13 protein-coding genes and 1 other RNA gene are annotated in these 13794 nt (G+C 64.1%); 8 read left to right on the top strand and 6 right to left on the bottom strand.

Annotation, left to right across the window (positions count from 1 at the left end):
- Nucleotides 1–47: 47 nt before the first annotated feature.
- The 3 genes from L0D18_RS06435 to phnE all read left to right on the top strand — a co-directional run bounded on the left by L0D18_RS06435 (nucleotide 48) and on the right by phnE (nucleotide 3344).
- Nucleotides 48–911, top strand: coding sequence for a phosphate/phosphite/phosphonate ABC transporter substrate-binding protein (locus L0D18_RS06435; protein ID WP_279232260.1), 864 nt, complete (start codon nucleotides 48–50; stop codon nucleotides 909–911).
- A gap of 61 nt (nucleotides 912–972) precedes the next feature.
- Nucleotides 973–1722, top strand: coding sequence for a phosphonate ABC transporter ATP-binding protein (gene phnC, locus L0D18_RS06430; protein WP_243028047.1), 750 nt, complete (start codon nucleotides 973–975; stop codon nucleotides 1720–1722).
- On the top strand, nucleotides 1719–3344 hold the full coding sequence (gene phnE, locus L0D18_RS06425) for a phosphonate ABC transporter, permease protein PhnE (protein ID WP_243028046.1): 1626 nt from the start codon (nucleotides 1719–1721) through the stop codon (nucleotides 3342–3344). The genes phnC and phnE overlap by 4 nt, the downstream gene beginning before the upstream one ends.
- Before the next feature lie 43 nt (nucleotides 3345–3387).
- Here phnE and L0D18_RS11900 read toward each other — a convergent pair whose 3' ends face one another.
- A complete protein-coding gene (locus L0D18_RS11900) occupies nucleotides 3388–3513 on the bottom strand; it encodes a hypothetical protein (RefSeq protein ID WP_279232236.1) in 126 nt (41 codons plus the stop codon).
- A 59-nt stretch (nucleotides 3514–3572) separates the two neighbouring features.
- The gene (locus L0D18_RS06420) at nucleotides 3573–4256 is read right to left on the bottom strand and encodes a nucleotidyl cyclase domain-containing protein (protein ID WP_243028045.1); all 684 of its coding nucleotides are present in this window, start codon (nucleotides 4254–4256) and stop codon (nucleotides 3573–3575) included.
- A 44-nt stretch (nucleotides 4257–4300) separates the two neighbouring features.
- Between L0D18_RS06420 and L0D18_RS06415 the strand changes: the two genes are divergently transcribed.
- The gene (locus tag L0D18_RS06415; protein WP_243028044.1) at nucleotides 4301–5551 is read left to right on the top strand and encodes a replication-associated recombination protein A; all 1251 of its coding nucleotides are present in this window, start codon (nucleotides 4301–4303) and stop codon (nucleotides 5549–5551) included.
- A 40-nt stretch (nucleotides 5552–5591) separates the two neighbouring features.
- On the opposite strand, the gene L0D18_RS06410 is transcribed toward L0D18_RS06415, so the two are convergent.
- Nucleotides 5592–6308, bottom strand: a complete 717-nt coding sequence (locus L0D18_RS06410) for a carbohydrate ABC transporter permease (protein ID WP_243028094.1) — start codon at nucleotides 6306–6308, stop codon at nucleotides 5592–5594.
- 161 nt (nucleotides 6309–6469) lie between these two features.
- Here L0D18_RS06410 and L0D18_RS06405 point away from each other — a divergent pair, with 161 nt between their 5' ends.
- On the top strand, nucleotides 6470–7672 hold the full coding sequence (locus L0D18_RS06405; RefSeq protein ID WP_243028043.1) for a CaiB/BaiF CoA transferase family protein: 1203 nt from the start codon (nucleotides 6470–6472) through the stop codon (nucleotides 7670–7672).
- Between the two features lie 85 nt (nucleotides 7673–7757).
- Here L0D18_RS06405 and ffs read toward each other — a convergent pair.
- An RNA gene (ffs, locus tag L0D18_RS06400) (signal recognition particle sRNA small type) lies at nucleotides 7758–7858 on the bottom strand.
- A 19-nt stretch (nucleotides 7859–7877) separates the two neighbouring features.
- Between ffs and L0D18_RS06395 the strand changes: the two genes are divergently transcribed.
- Nucleotides 7878–8756 (top strand): ABC transporter ATP-binding protein, encoded by an 879-nt coding sequence (locus L0D18_RS06395; RefSeq protein WP_243028042.1) that lies wholly within the window; start codon nucleotides 7878–7880, stop codon nucleotides 8754–8756.
- Nucleotides 8749–9519, top strand: a complete 771-nt coding sequence (locus tag L0D18_RS06390; protein ID WP_243028041.1) for an ABC transporter permease — start codon at nucleotides 8749–8751, stop codon at nucleotides 9517–9519. The genes L0D18_RS06395 and L0D18_RS06390 overlap by 8 nt, the downstream gene beginning before the upstream one ends.
- On the opposite strand, the gene L0D18_RS06385 is transcribed toward L0D18_RS06390, so the two are convergent.
- The gene (locus tag L0D18_RS06385; RefSeq protein ID WP_243028040.1) at nucleotides 9516–10610 is read right to left on the bottom strand and encodes an aminopeptidase; all 1095 of its coding nucleotides are present in this window, start codon (nucleotides 10608–10610) and stop codon (nucleotides 9516–9518) included. The genes L0D18_RS06390 and L0D18_RS06385 overlap by 4 nt on opposite strands.
- A 20-nt stretch (nucleotides 10611–10630) precedes the next feature.
- Between L0D18_RS06385 and L0D18_RS06380 the strand changes: the two genes are divergently transcribed.
- A complete protein-coding gene (locus L0D18_RS06380) occupies nucleotides 10631–11779 on the top strand; it encodes an E3 binding domain-containing protein (protein ID WP_243028039.1) in 1149 nt (382 codons plus the stop codon).
- On the opposite strand, the gene uvrB is transcribed toward L0D18_RS06380, so the two are convergent.
- Entirely contained in the window at nucleotides 11776–13773 is a 1998-nt protein-coding gene (gene uvrB, locus L0D18_RS06375) for an excinuclease ABC subunit UvrB (RefSeq protein ID WP_243028038.1), read from the bottom strand. The genes L0D18_RS06380 and uvrB overlap by 4 nt on opposite strands.
- Nucleotides 13774–13794 lie beyond the last annotated feature (21 nt).

Below are 13794 nucleotides of genomic sequence, written 5' to 3'. Positions count from 1 at the left end.
CTTGCCACAGGGTGCAGGAGGTGTAGAATCGGCCCGTGAAGCGTTTGATGCTCTTCCTTTTGGCCCTCCTGGGCCTTGGCCTGGGTCTGGCCCAGGCCCCGGTAAAGGTACGCATCGGGTTTAACCCCACCCAGAACTCCGACCAACTCAAGGCGGCCGCCCAAGCCATCGCCGACTACATTGAGAAGGAGTTCAAGGGAACGGTAGAGGTGGAGATCTTCGTCCCCACCGAGTACCGCGGCCTCATTGAGGCCATGCGGGCGGGCAAGCTGGAGTTTGCCTTCTTCCCTCCCGACGGCTACGTGTTGGCCCACCGGGAAGCGGGGGCGGAGGTCCTCCTGAAGTCGGTACGCAACGGCAGTCCCTATTACTGGTCGGCCATCATCGTGCGCAAGGACTCCGGGATCAAGAGGATTGAGGACCTCGAGGGCAAGACCATCGCCTGGGTAGACCCCCTTTCCGCCGCTGGTTACGTCTTTCCCCGGGCAGCTTTGGTGAGCCGAGGCATCAACCCCGACACCTTTTTCGCCAAACAAGTTTTTGCCGGGAAACATGACGCTGCGGTGCTCGCGGTCCTCAACAAATCCGTGGACGCCGCCGCCACCTTTGCCAACGACGACAAGAACAAGTCCGGGGCCTGGACCCAGTTCCTAAAGCCCGAGGAGGCACGCCAGATCACCGCCATCTTCTACTCCAAGCCCATTCCTGGCGATACCTTCTCCGTGGCCAAGGAGTTCCTCAGCAAATACCCCAACCTAGCCAAGGGAATCGCCGCCGCCCTCCAGCGGTGCCAGGCACCCAAGTGCACCTTGCTACAAAACCTTTACCGCATTGATTACATGGTTCCGGCCAAAGACAGCGATTACGACGTGGTGCGCGAGGCCCGGCGCATCTCCGGCCAGGACAAGTGAGGCCCTGGTCCTCCTGGCCCCCAGGAGGTCCTGGGGGCCTTTTTGGGGAAGACGAGGAACCATGATCGTGGTTAAAAACCTGAGCAAGGTCTTTCCCGATGGTACCCAGGCGCTTTCGGAGGTAAGCGTTTCCATCCCCCAAGGCGACTTTGTGGCCATCATCGGCCTCTCGGGCGCGGGGAAAAGCACCTTCCTGCGCACCTTAAACCGGCTGGTGGAGCCCACCACCGGTGAAGTGTGGGTGGGAGGGGTGGAGGTTACCAGGCTTTCCCGCAAGGAGCTCCAGGTCTTCCGCCGCAAAGTGGGCTTCATCTTCCAACAGTTCAACCTGGTCCAACGCCTTTCCGTACTGGAAAACGTTCTCCACGGGCGCCTGGGCTATTTGCCCACCTGGAAAGGGCTTCTCGGGCTCTATCGGGAGGAGGATTTCGCCATCGCCCTGGAGCAGATCCGCCGGGTGGGCCTTCAGGGCAAGGAGCAAGCCCGCGCCGACCAGCTCTCCGGTGGCCAGCAACAACGGGTGGCCATCGCCCGCGCCTTGGCCCAGGAACCCAAGCTGATCCTGGCGGATGAGCCCATGGCCAGCCTGGATCCCCGGCTCTCCGACGTGATCCTGGGTATTCTTAAGGAGTACAACGAGGAAGCGGGGGTGACGGTCCTGGTTAACATCCACGTGCTGGAACTAGCCCGGCGCTACGCCCGGCGGATCCTGGCTTTCAACCGGGGAAGGCTGGTCTTTGATGGCCCGGTGGAGGCCTTGACCCCCGAGGTGGAACGGATGGTCTACGCGGGCAACCTGGAGGCTCTATGAGCCTGGCCCTTTTCCTGCTGGGTATGGTCTTGGCGGGCTTCCTTGGCCTAGGCCGGGGTTCCATGCGCCGTTACCTGGTGGCCGCGGCCCTAGGCCTTTTGGTGGCCACTCCCACCTTCCCCCTGGTGGAAGCCGTAGGTTACCTCTCCCGGGAATCCCTGGGGCCCACCCTCTTAGCCCTTCTCCCCTCAGCCCCGCACCTGGCCTTGGTTCCCCTGGGAGCCATTTTGGCCCTGGTCTTGGCCCACTTGGGCGGACGGGCCGCAGGCGTTGGAGGGGTGCTGGGCGGGGGATTGGCCCTAGTGGGCCTCCTCACCTTCCTCCAGGGCCCTGCCCATCTGGTGCGGCTCAAACCCCTCCCAGGACTTATGGAGGGGGTAGTGGCCTTGGGCTTCCTGGTTCCCTTTGTGCTTCTTGCAGCCTGGCGAAGGAGGCAAGCGGGGCTATGGCTCCCTCTGGGTATAACCCTGAGCCTGGGGGCTTTTGCCTGGCTCAACTCCCCCCAAGGCCATACGTACTTTCCCCGGATGGAGGGTTACTACAAACTCATCCTCCCCGCTGAGCCCGGAGCAGAAGAAAGCCTGGTACAGGCCTACAACCAAGCCCTACAGGAACTCAACCGCGTGCGGGAAGAAATCGGACTTCCACCCTTAAAGCCCATCCAGGACCTCACCGGCCTAAGCGAGGGACGCCTGCCCCAGGAGGTAATCCAGGAAGGCTACCGCCTACTGCAACCCCAATCCCCCACCTACGGCGCCGTGGCCCTCCTGCTCTTCCTCGGTGTGATGATGGGCTCAGGGGCATGGCTTCTTCTACGCCCTCAGTTAACGCAACCCGATGATCTCCGCACAGGCCTAGTCTTGGCCCTCGTGGTCTATAGCATCTTCCCCGCCTTTGACGCCACGGAATTCGATCTGGCCAAGCTGGTCAAGGGCTGGCCCTTCCTGGTGAACTTCCTGGACCGGGCTTGGCCCCCCAATCTGGCCCAGCCGCAAAGCGGGATCTACCCGCTTCAAAGCGTGGCCAGCGAGATGCTTCTTACAGTGGAGATCGCCCTGGTGGGTACCCTGCTGGCCGCTATTTTCGCCCTGCCCACCAGCTTCCTAGCTGCCCGCAACCTCACCTTTCAGAACCCAGTACTCCGCCTTCTCTTCTACTTGATGCGCGGTTTTTACAACGTGGACCGTGGGGTGGACACCTTGATCTTGGCCCTGATCCTGGTAGCGGCGGTGGGCCTGGGTCCTTTTGCCGGAGTGCTGGCCATGGCCATTCACTCCATCGCCGACCTGGGCAAGCTCTACTCCGAGGCCATAGAAAACGTGGACAAAGGGCCTATCGAAGCCTTAGAGAGTGTAGGAGCAAGCGGGAGCAATGTACTGCGCTGGGCCATCCTACCCCAGGTGCTCCCCCTTCTTGTGTCCTATACTTTGTACCGCTTTGAGATCAACTTCCGGGTATCCATCGTCTTGGGATTGGTGGGGGCTGGGGGCATCGGCTTTTTCATCAAAGGCGCCATGGACGCCGGCCACTACGACCAAATGGTGATCGGCATCATCGCCATCGTGTTGGTGGTTAACCTGATAGATTTCGCCTCCAGTTGGCTACGAAGCCGCCTGGTGTAACAAAAAGGCCGGGCTAGACGCCCGGCTCTTGGCTCTTTACGCTTTACTCCTCTTCCCGTTCCCCGTAGGTTTCCAGGGCTTCCTGCCACGCCTGGCTGATCTCCTTGGCCTGTTCCATCTTGACCTCCCTGAGCCTAAGGGTAAGGGGCGGGAGGCCAAAGCGGGCCAAGGTAAAGGGAAAACCGGTACACCTTGCGAGCGGTGTAGCCTGCGCTTCTTACACCGAGGTCAGGACTGGAGGAGGGCTTCCGCCTCGAGGCGGGCCAGCACGCTTCCCAAGCTTCCCCCTTGCCAGCGCTCCACCGCATAGGCGGAGAGGGGAAACCGCTCCTTAAGCCTCCGCATAAGCCCGGCAGCATCCTCGGGCCGGCTTCCTTGCAGCACCAAGAGGTACCCCCCCTCCAGGCGGAAGGCCAGATCCCCCCGGCGAAGCTCCGCCTGCAGCCTTTCAGGGGAAGCGGAGGTGGAGAGGTAAACCAGCACCAAGGGGCGCCTTAGGGCTAGGCCTTCCAGGGCCCCGGCCAGGCGGCGCAGGTCTTCCTGGGAACCGATGCCCTCCAGGGCGGGCAAAAGGGGTGCCTCCCGCCCCGTGCCCAGGAAGAAGGCCATGGCTAGGGCCAAGGCCCCCAGGGCACCGCCCAAAGCGGTGTACCCTTGGGCCTCGAGGGCCGTGACCGCCAAGGCGCTTTCCAAGGCTAGTTGAAAGGAAAGAAGCCCCAGACCCAAGACCAGGAAGAACTGCACGAAAAAGGCCACGGGGAAGCGGGAAAACAAGCTTCCGGCAGCTGCCAGGAGAAGACCGGAAAGCAGAAGCCCAAGCCCCCGCTCCACCTGGCCCAGGGGCTCGGCCAGGGCCAGGGGAAGAAGCCCCAAAAGGAAAAGGCCCCACGGCAGGAGGAAAAGCCAGCGCATGCTCCTTCCAAGACTACCATGCCTCCCCTTACGCCCGCCTTAGCATGAAGGGGATGGAACCCCTGGCCGAGCGCCTTAGACCCCGCTCCTTGGACGAGGTCCTGGGCCAGCCCCACCTCACCGGGCCAAAGGGTCTTTTAAGGCGCATGCTGGAGGGAAGGAAGCTTTCCTCCATGGTTCTCTTCGGTCCCCCGGGCACGGGCAAGACCACCCTGGCCCGGATCCTGGCCGAGGGGGTGGGAAAGCCTTTTTTGGCCCTTTCCGCAGTGGAGGCCGGGCTTAAGGAGGTAAGGGGAGCGGTGGAAAGGGCCAGGAAGGAGGGGGGTCTGGTCCTTTTCCTGGACGAGGTTCACCGCTTCAATCGGGCCCAGCAGGATGCCCTTCTCCCCCACCTGGAGTCGGGGCTCCTCATCCTAATCGGGGCTACCGCGGAAAACCCCGCCTTTGAGCTCACCCCAGCCCTCCGCTCCCGCCTGCGCTTCTTCCCCTTAAGGCCCCTCTCCCCGGAGGATCTCCTAGCCCTCCTCAAAAAGGCCCTCAACGACCCTAGGGGCCTCCCGGGAACCCCCTTTGAGGAGGAAGCCCTCCACCTCCTGGCCCAGGCGGCCGCAGGCGACGCCCGCTTCGCCCTCAACACCCTGGAGCTGGCCGCCTCCTTGGGAGAGGTAAGCGTAAGGACCGTACGGGAAGCCCTGGGCGCCGAGCGTTTCGCCATGGACAAGGGCGGGGACTGGTTTTACGACCTGGTCTCCGCCCTGCACAAAAGCCTCCGGGGAAGCCACGTGGATGCCGCCCTTTACTACCTGGCCAGGCTCCTTAAGGCCGGGGCCGACCCCCTTTACCTGGCCCGCCGCCTCATCCGGGTGGCGGTGGAGGATGTGGGTCTTGCCGACCCCTTGGCCCTGCGCCTGGCGGTGGCGGCCAAGGAGGCCTACGAGGCCATGGGAAGCCCGGAAGGGGAGCTGGCCTTGGTGGAGGCCGCCGTCTACCTGGCCCTGGCCCCCAAGTCCAATAGCCTCTATGTGGCTTGGGAAAGGGCTCAGGAAGCCGCCCAGGCCCACCCCGAAGCCCCGGTCCCCCTCCACCTGCGAAACGCCCCCACCTCCCTGGCCCGCTCCTTGGGCCATGGCCAAGGATATGCCTATTACCACGAGGACAAGGAGGGAAGCTTCGCCCAAAGCTACCTGCCCGAGGGCCTCGAGGACCTCCTCCTCTTTGAAGCCCAGGGGGAAGGCTGGGAAGAACGCATCCACCAGCGGCTTAGGGTCCTCAGGGAAAGATTCCGCAAAGCCTAACCAAAGCCTCCACCTTTGCGCATGCCCGAGTGGAATGCCACTAACCCTTCAACCCCTCCTCAAAGGTGGCCACCACCCGCCGCTCAAAAAGTAGATAGAGAAGGGCGATGGGCAACACCGAGAAGAGGGCGGCCGCGGAGAGAAGGCCCCAGTCCGTGGGGTATTTGCGCTGCAGGTCCGTAAGCCAGGTCTGGAGGGTCCAAAGCCGGGGGTCGGAGACCATCACCCTAGGGTAAAGGACCAGGTTCCAGTGGGCGGCAAAAGCCAAGACCCCGGCCGCCACCAGGGTGGGCCGCACCAAGGGGAAAAGGATCTGGAAAAGAAGCACCCGGTGCCCCGCCCCATCCAGCCTGGCCGCCTCCAAAAGCTCCTCCGGCACCCCCCGCATGGCCTGGTAGACCAGGTAGATGACGAAGGGGCTAGCGGCAAAGGGTAGGGCCAGGGCAAGGGCGGTATCCAAAAGGGAAAGCCCTCTGAGAATGCCATAGAGGGGTACCAAAAGGAGCTCGGCGGGTACGGCCATAAGCACCAGGTAAAAGGGCAAAAGCCCAAGCCCAGCCCTCAAAGCGTAAGCGGCCAAAAGGCCCGTGAGGAGCTGAAGGAGGACCACCCCTCCAGAAAGCATCATGGAAAAGAAAAGCCGGCTCCAAAACCCTTCTTTCGCCAAGCCCCGCACGTTCTCCAGGCTAAAACCCACCTTTGAGAACAGTTCCCCCGAGTACACGGCTTCCTTGGGCATGAAAGCAGCGTAGGCCATCCAGAGGAAGGGAAGGAGGACGAAAAACAAAACCGAAAAGACCCAAAGGTGCCCCAAAGCCCGGACCACGCGCCCACTATATCGCAAGGGATTTGCCCCTGAATGACCCTAACCCTGGCGGAAAGCCAGGCGAGAGCCCGGGCAAACGGTAAGATGCCCTCATGCCACCCCTTTCCGGCATCAAGGTGTTGGACCTTTCCCGGGTGCTGGCAGGCCCCCTTTGCACCATGATCCTGGCCGACTTAGGGGCCGAGGTCATCAAGGTGGAACCCCCCTGGGGGGACGAAACCCGGGGCTGGGGACCTCCTTTTGTCCAGGGGGAAAGTGCCTACTTCCTCTCCGTGAACCGAGGAAAGCGGAGTTTGGCCTTGGACTTGAAAACCCCAGAGGGCCAGGAGGTGGTGCGGAGGCTAGCCCAAGGCGCCGATGTCTTGGTGGAGAACTTCAAAACCGGGGACCTGAAGCGCTACCGTCTGGATTACGAAAGCCTTAAAGAGCTAAACCCCCGCCTGGTCTACCTTTCCATCACCGGTTTCGGCCACACGGGACCCCGGGCCCAAGAACCCGGGTACGACGCCGCCTTGCAGGGCTATACCGGCATCATGTCCGTCACCGGGGAGCCAGCGGGCCCCCCCATGAAGGTGGGGGTGGCCTGGATTGACGTGATGACGGGCATGATGGGAGCGGTGGCCGTGCTTGCCGCCCTTTTGGAGCGGGAAAGAAGCGGCCTCGGCCAGCACATAGACCTTTCCCTCTTTGACGTGGGCCTCTTCGCCCTGGCCAACCTGGGGGAAAGCTACCTGCTTACGGGGAAACCCCCAAGGCGCCTGGGCAACGCCCACGCCCAGATCGTGCCCTATGGGGCCTTTCCCGCCGCAGACGGCTGGCTGGTTTTAGCGGTGGGGAACGACGAGCAGTTTGCCAAACTGTGCCAGGTCCTGGGGCTACCCGACCTCTTAAGGCGCTTCCCCACAAACCGGGAGCGGGTGGAGGCCCGGGAGGAGGTGGTGGAGGCCATCTCCGCCGTCCTTAAGGCCCAACCCCGAGCCCACTGGCTGGAAAAGCTTAGGGCCGCCGGGGTTCCTGCCGCTCCGGTGAACGACCTGGCGGAAGCCTTCCAAGACCCCCAGGCCCAGGCCCGGGAAGCCATCTGGACCCTATCCCATCCCCTCCTGGGACCCCTGCCCACCCTGGCCAACCCCTTGCGCTTTCTCTCCCGCACCCCCGCAAAACCTTCCCTACCCCCGCCCCTTTTGGGAGGGCACACGGAAGAGGTGTTGAGGAAAGCCGGGTACGCCCCCGAAGAAGTGGCCCGGCTTGTGGAAAAGGGGGTGGTCCGTACGGCGCCTCAGAGAAAGGGGTGAGTAAAACACCCGTTCCCAAGGGGCTTGACGCGTTTAAACCCGGCGCCCAGCAACTCCGAGACCTTGTGGATAACCCTGTGGATAACTGCCCCCGGCTACCCAGCGGCACCCGACCCGTGGCGCTTAGGGCTGCTTCCTTCCGGACCTGACCCGGTTCACGCCCGGACCGTCGCGCTGGACCGGGGGCCTGGGTAGTATAGCACCCATGGAGGCCTTAAGGCTAGAGGGGCTGAGCAAGCGCTACGGGAGAAAGCCCATCCTAGAAGGGGTAAACCTCTCCATCCGCCCCGGGGAGGTGTACGCCTTGGCGGGGCCTAACGGCTCGGGAAAGACCACCCTGATCCGCCTGGTCACGGGCCTGGCTTTTCCCACGGCAGGCCGGGCCCTCCTTTTGGGGGAGGATGTGCACCAGAATCCCCAAGCCCGGCGCCACCTAGGGGCGGTGGTGGAGGCCCCCGCCGCCTTCTACCCCTACCTCACGGGCCGGGAGAACCTGAGGATGCAGGCGTACTTGGCAGGGATTAAGGACGAAGGCCGCATCAGCGAGGTGCTGGCCCGGCTTAGGCTGCTTGCCGTGGCCGACCAGAAGGTGGGTAGCTACTCCCTAGGCCAAAGGCAGCGCTTGGGCCTGGCGGCGGCCATCCTGCACCGGCCCAAGATCCTGGTCCTAGACGAGCCCACCAGCGGCCTGGACCCCGAAGGGGTGGAGCTGGTCCATGGCCTGCTGCAGGAGATGGCCCGAGAAGGGGTGGCGGTCCTCCTTTCCACCCACCACCTGGAGGAGGTAAGCCGCTACGCCCACAAGGTGGGCATCCTGGGCGGGGGCAGGCTTTTGGACGAGGTGCGCCTCGAGGGGCGCGAGGTCTTTCGCCTCGAGGCTGAGCCCCTGGAAGGAGCCCTCGCCCTCCTTAAGGCCTTGCCCCAGGTGGCCTCGGCGCGAATCCAGGGGCAAGCCATCCTCTTTGAGGGGAGCAGTGAGGCCGCCCTCCAGGCCCTCCTCCGGGAGGGGTACCGGGTGAGGGCCCTCCACCCCCAAGGCTTTGACCTGAGGGTGTACTACCAGGAGAGGGTGAAGCATGCTTAGGCTTTTTCTCTTTGAACTCTACAAGCTTTTTCGCCTGCGCTCGGTGGGGCTGGGGCTTATGGCCGCCTTCCTCCTCCCCTTCCTCTGGGCCTTGGCCCCAGGGCTTAAGGAGGTGTACGGCCTGGTCCTGGCCTCGGGCTGGCAGGTGGCCTCCTTGAGCCTCATGGCGGGGATGGAGTTCCTCTTCCCCTTCCTGGTGGTCATGGCCGCCAGCGAGTCCTTGGGCAGCGAGGTAAGCCAGGGCACCCTAAAAAGCCTCCTCCTCCACCCCTTGCCCCGGGCCCGCTTTGTTTTGGCCAAGCTCTTCGCCGCCCTCCTTTACCCTTTCGTCCTCCTTTCGGCAAGCTTCCTGGGAAGCCTCTTGGCGGGCCTGCCCCATGGGCTTGGAGGATTTTACGGGGGCACGGGGCTTGGAGCCGGGGGGTTTGCTGGGGTGGGGTATGTAAGCGGCTGGGAAGCCCTTGGGGAGGTCATCCGCGCCCACCTGCTAGCGGGATGCGTGCTTTTGCCCCTGGCTGCCCTGGCCCTCCTTTACGCCACCCTCTTCCTCTCTACCACGGCAAGCGCCTTGGCGGCGGTAGCCACCCTTCTTCTCATGCGCCTTCTGGTGGCCTTCCCCGCCCTCACCCCTTTCCTCCTCACCACCTATTTGGACCTGCACCTTAGGCCAAGCGCAGCTGGGCTTGGTCTTCCCCTGCTTTTCGTCTACGCCTTGGGCTTTGCCCTCCTGGCGGCTTTGGTCTTTGACCGCAAGGACCTCTAGGGGGTGAAGGGATGAGGTTCGGAGATGCCTATAAAGCGGCCCTTCTCCACCAGGGGCTCCCCGTCTAAAAGAAGGCTCCCTTCTCCCAAGGAAAGCACCAGGTCCCAGTGGAAGGCACTTTGGTTCTTCCCACCCGTTTCCGGATAGCTCCGTCCCAGGGCCAGGTGCACCGTACCCCCCATCTTCTCGTCCAAGAGGATGAGCCCGGTGGGGCGGGTGAGGCCAAAGTTGGTGCCGATGCCCACCTCGCCAAGCCGCCTGGCCCCTTCGTCGGTGGCAAGGGCCGCAAGAAGGTACTCTTCTCCCCTTTCTGCCCGGGCTTCCACCACCTCACCCCCCTTAAAGCGCAAGTACACCCCCTCCACCCGCCTTCCCCCCACAAAGGCGGGCAGGTTAAAGCGCACCTCGCCCTCGGCGGAGTCCTCGAGGGGACCCGTAAACACCTCCCCCGAGGGCATGTTGCGGCGGCCATCGGAGTTGATCCACCTCCTTCCCACCACGGATAGCCTTAGGTCCGTACCCGGGGCCAAGATGCGAAGCTCCTTCCCCTGGGAAAGTTTTTGGATCAAGGCCTCTTGGAAACGGGAAAGGGCCTGCCAGGCCCCCACGGGGTCTTCCCGGTCCAGGAATAAGGCTCCCTTAAGGTACTCCCGAAACTCTTCCGTGCCCATCCCCGCCCCCACAGCGTAGCCCACCGTGGGGTAGAGGGTGAGGGCCCAGGGCTTTCCAAGGCGAAGCTCCGCTAAAGCCCGCCAGGCCCGTTGGTGCCTGAGGGAAAGCCCTGGGTCCAGGGAGGCTACCTCCAGGGGGTTTTCCGCGGAAAGAATGCGCAGGAACTTGTCCGCCTTCTCATAAAGAGCGCGCTCCACCTCCGGTATCCTCTCCAGCCAAGCCCCCCCGTGGAGGAGGAAATCCCGCCCTTCCCCCGGGTAGCCGATGCGGAAAAGAGGATAGGCCCCCCGCTTGAGGAAGGCCCGCTTGAGATAGGGCAAAAGGGGCAGGGCTGGGGTCTCGGCTTCCACCAACACCGTCTCCCCTTCTTGGGCCTCGAGGCAGTAGGCCGCCAAGAGTTCCGCGAACCTGGCTTCCACCCTGTTATCATAGGGCCAAGATGGCCGAACCCAAGATCACGCCCTTAGCCCGGCGCCTGGCCGAGGAAAACGGCATTGACTGGCGCAGGCTCCAGGGCACCGGTCCCGAGGGCACCATCGTGGAGCGGGACATCCTAGCCTTTTTGGCCAGGGTGATGGCGGGGGAGGTGGATCTTCCCCCCGCGCCCGAAGAACCCCCACCCCCCCTCCCGGAGGAAGAGTTGAAACGCGTACAGGAAGTTCTGAATCGGGAAGGGGTGGACCTGGAAGACGTCCTCCCGGAAACGCCCAGGACCCCCACCCTGGCGGTGGAGGAGGTAGCCGAGGAGGAATTGGACCTGGAGCCTGCCCTGGAGGACCTGGAGCTGGATCTGGAAGAGGATCTCCTTCTGGCCGAGGAATCCAGCCCTACCCCCGTGGAGGAGGAGGCCCTTTTTCTCCCCGAAGACCAAGGGGAGGAAGCCCTCCTGGAGCTCCTCGAGGAGGCGGAAGAGGAGCTGGAAGACCTGCTTCTCGGCGGCAAGGAGGAAGCCCCTCCCCTAGAGCCCCTGGAGGCCCTGGAAGAGCTGGAGGAAGCGTTCTCCGAGGAGCCCACCCTCGCCCAGGCCCCAGAGGAGGACCTTCTTCCCCCCCAGCCTCCCCCAGCCCCAGGGAAGGAGGCCAAGCCCCCAGAACCCACCTTGGCCGCGGCCATCCCCCCACCTATCCCAGCTCCAGGCCTCCCCACCCCCCCCACGCCTTCCCTTTTAAAGGTGTACCGGCTGCGCTTTAATCCCGATGGGCTTAGGAATGCCCTTCAGGCCTTCCGTAGGGTCCACGGGGTTCCCGAAAACCCCCTGCCCTTCCTCCTCAAGGCGGCGGAAAGGGCTCTGGCGGAACTGGAGCTCCCCTTTAGGCCCCTTATCGGCCTGGTGGTGGGGGATGGGGTGCGGGGCGTGAGGCCTGCCCATGGCTTTCTCGCCCTCTTCCGCCAGGAGCCCGTGGCGGGGGAGGAAGCCGAAGGGCTTCTTTGCTTTGCCACGGAGGAGGAGGTCCACACGGGCCAGCCGAGCCTTTTCCTCTCCCAAGAGGGCGTCCTGGCCGCCTCGGGCCTCGAGGCGCCCCTGGCCCGGAAGCTCCTGGAACGGGTGGCCCTTTACCTGGAAAACCCCGTGCTCCTACTGGCCTAGCGGCGCCTCCGCCGCCTGCGCCCCCCCGTAGGCTCAGGGGTCGGGAGGCCTTGCAGGCGGGCCTCGAGGGCCCGAATCTCATCCCGGATCCGGGCCGCCCGCTCAAAGTCCAAGGCCTCTGCCGCCTGCCACATGAGAAGCTCCAGCTCGGCGATGCGCTCCCTTAGGTCCTCCCCCTCAAAGGCCCCCAGGGGTACCCCTTCCCCGTACTCCTCGGGCCGGATGATGGCCCTGACCTCCTTCCGCACCGTCATGGGGGTGATGCCGTGCTCCCGGTTGTAGGCCTCCTGCAGGGCCCTCCTCCGGTTGGTCTCCCGGATGGCCTTCTCCATGGCCTCGGAAACCGTGTCCGCATAGAGCCAGACCTCCCCCCGGGCGTTCCGGGCGGCCCGGCCTATGGTCTGGATGAGGCTCCGCTCACTCCTCAAGAAACCCGTCTTGTCGGCGTCCAGGATGGCCACGAGGGAGACCTCGGGGATGTCCAGGCCCTCCCTTAAGAGGTTGATCCCCACCAGGGCGTCAAAATGCCCAAGCCTAAGGTCCCGGATCAGGGCCTGGCGCTCAAAGGCGTCCAGCTCGTGGTGCAGGTACCGGGCCCTTATGCCGTGCTCCTGCAAGAAGGCGGTGAGCTCCTCCGCCATGCGCATCGTGAGGACGGTGACCAAGGTCCTTTCCCCCCTCTCGGCCCTCTCCCGGATCCCCTCCATGAGGTCCAGGATCTGGTCCGCCGTGGGCTTCACCACCACCAGGGGGTCCAAAAGGCCCGTGGGGCGGATGATCTGCTCCACCACCCGGCTGGAATGCTCCAGCTCAAAGGGCCCCGGGGTGGCGGAGACGAAGACCACCTGGGGCACCCGCTCCAAGAACTCCTCAAAGCGCAAGGGTCTGTTGTCCAGGGCGCTGGGGAGGCGAAAGCCGTAGTCCACCAGGGTCTTCTTGCGAGCATAGTCCCCCCGGTACATGCCCATGAGCTGGGGCACGGTCACGTGGGACTCGTCCAGGAAGACCAGGAAGTCCTCAGGGAAATAGTCCAAAAGGGTGTAGGGGGGCTCCCCCGGGGCCTTGCCGGTGAAGTAGCGGGCGTAGTTCTCCACCCCCGGGCAGGTGCCCATGACCCTCAGCATCTCCAGGTCGTAAAGGGTGCGCTCCTTGAGGCGCTGGGCGTAGAGGACCTCCCCCCTTTCCTCAAAGTAGCGGACCCGTTCCCATAGCTCCTTCTCTATCTCCTTTAGGATCCCCTCCAGCCCCTCGGGGGAAAGGTAGTGGGTGGCGGGAAAGAGGACAAAGCCGGGAAGCTCCCTTAGCCTCTCCCCCGTGATGGGGTGCACCTGGAGGATGCGCTCCACCTCATCCCCAAAGAGCTCCACCCGGAGGGGCTCCGTCTCGTAGGCGGGAAAGATCTCCAGGACCTCCCCCCTGGCCCGGAACCGGCCCGGGGCGAGGTCTATATCGTTCCGGGTATACCCCAGCTCCAGAAGCCTCTCCAAAAGGGCCTCCCGGGGGTAGAGGGCCCCCCGTTCCACCACCAGGTTCCTTTGCCGGTACTCCCGGGGGTCCCCCAGGCCGTAGATGGCCGACACCGAGGCCACCACCACCACATCCCTGCGGGTGAGGAGGCTACGGGTGGTGGAGTGGCGGAGGCGCTCAATCTCGGGGTTGATGCTGGCGTCCTTCTCAATGTAGAGGTCCTTCCCCGGCACGTAGGCCTCGGGCTGGTAGTAGTCGTAGTAGCTGATGAAGTACTCCACGGCGTTTTCCGGGAAAAGCTCCCTAAACTCCGCCGCCAGCTGGGCCGCCAGGATCTTGTTGGGGGCCAGGACCAGGGCCGGCCGCCCCAGGGCCTCCACCACCTTGGCCATGGTCACCGTCTTCCCTGTCCCCGTGGCCCCCAGGAGGGTGACGAAGCGCTCCCCGTCCCTCAGGGCTTCCACCAGTTCCCCGATGGCCTTGGGCTGGTCCCCCTTGGGGCTTGGGCCATGGTAGCGGAAGGGCATACCTCCACCATAGCAAAGCCC

Origin of the sequence: Thermus albus, from assembly GCF_022760855.1 — a bacterium.
GTDB classification, from domain to species: domain Bacteria; phylum Deinococcota; class Deinococci; order Deinococcales; family Thermaceae; genus Thermus; species Thermus albus.
Note: the sequence above shows the minus strand (reverse complement) of the source record. Positions and strands in the feature narration are given on the sequence as shown.

What these genes read in the sequence shown, in the direction of transcription:
- L0D18_RS06435 (WP_279232260.1), top strand. Translation starts at nt 48, where the DNA reads ATGCTCTTCCTTTTGGCCCTCCTGGGCCTTGGCCTGGGTCTGGCCCAG.
- phnC (WP_243028047.1), top strand. Translation starts at nt 973, where the DNA reads ATGATCGTGGTTAAAAACCTGAGCAAGGTCTTTCCCGATGGTACCCAG.
- phnE (WP_243028046.1), top strand. Translation starts at nt 1,719, where the DNA reads ATGAGCCTGGCCCTTTTCCTGCTGGGTATGGTCTTGGCGGGCTTCCTT.
- L0D18_RS06420 (WP_243028045.1), bottom strand. Translation starts at nt 4,256, where the DNA reads ATGCGCTGGCTTTTCCTCCTGCCGTGGGGCCTTTTCCTTTTGGGGCTT.
- L0D18_RS06415 (WP_243028044.1), top strand. Translation starts at nt 4,301, where the DNA reads ATGAAGGGGATGGAACCCCTGGCCGAGCGCCTTAGACCCCGCTCCTTG.
- L0D18_RS06410 (WP_243028094.1), bottom strand. Translation starts at nt 6,308, where the DNA reads ATGGCCTACGCTGCTTTCATGCCCAAGGAAGCCGTGTACTCGGGGGAA.
- L0D18_RS06405 (WP_243028043.1), top strand. Translation starts at nt 6,470, where the DNA reads ATGCCACCCCTTTCCGGCATCAAGGTGTTGGACCTTTCCCGGGTGCTG.
- L0D18_RS06395 (WP_243028042.1), top strand. Translation starts at nt 7,878, where the DNA reads ATGGAGGCCTTAAGGCTAGAGGGGCTGAGCAAGCGCTACGGGAGAAAG.
- L0D18_RS06390 (WP_243028041.1), top strand. Translation starts at nt 8,749, where the DNA reads ATGCTTAGGCTTTTTCTCTTTGAACTCTACAAGCTTTTTCGCCTGCGC.
- L0D18_RS06380 (WP_243028039.1), top strand. Translation starts at nt 10,631, where the DNA reads ATGGCCGAACCCAAGATCACGCCCTTAGCCCGGCGCCTGGCCGAGGAA.
- uvrB (WP_243028038.1), bottom strand. Translation starts at nt 13,773, where the DNA reads ATGCCCTTCCGCTACCATGGCCCAAGCCCCAAGGGGGACCAGCCCAAG.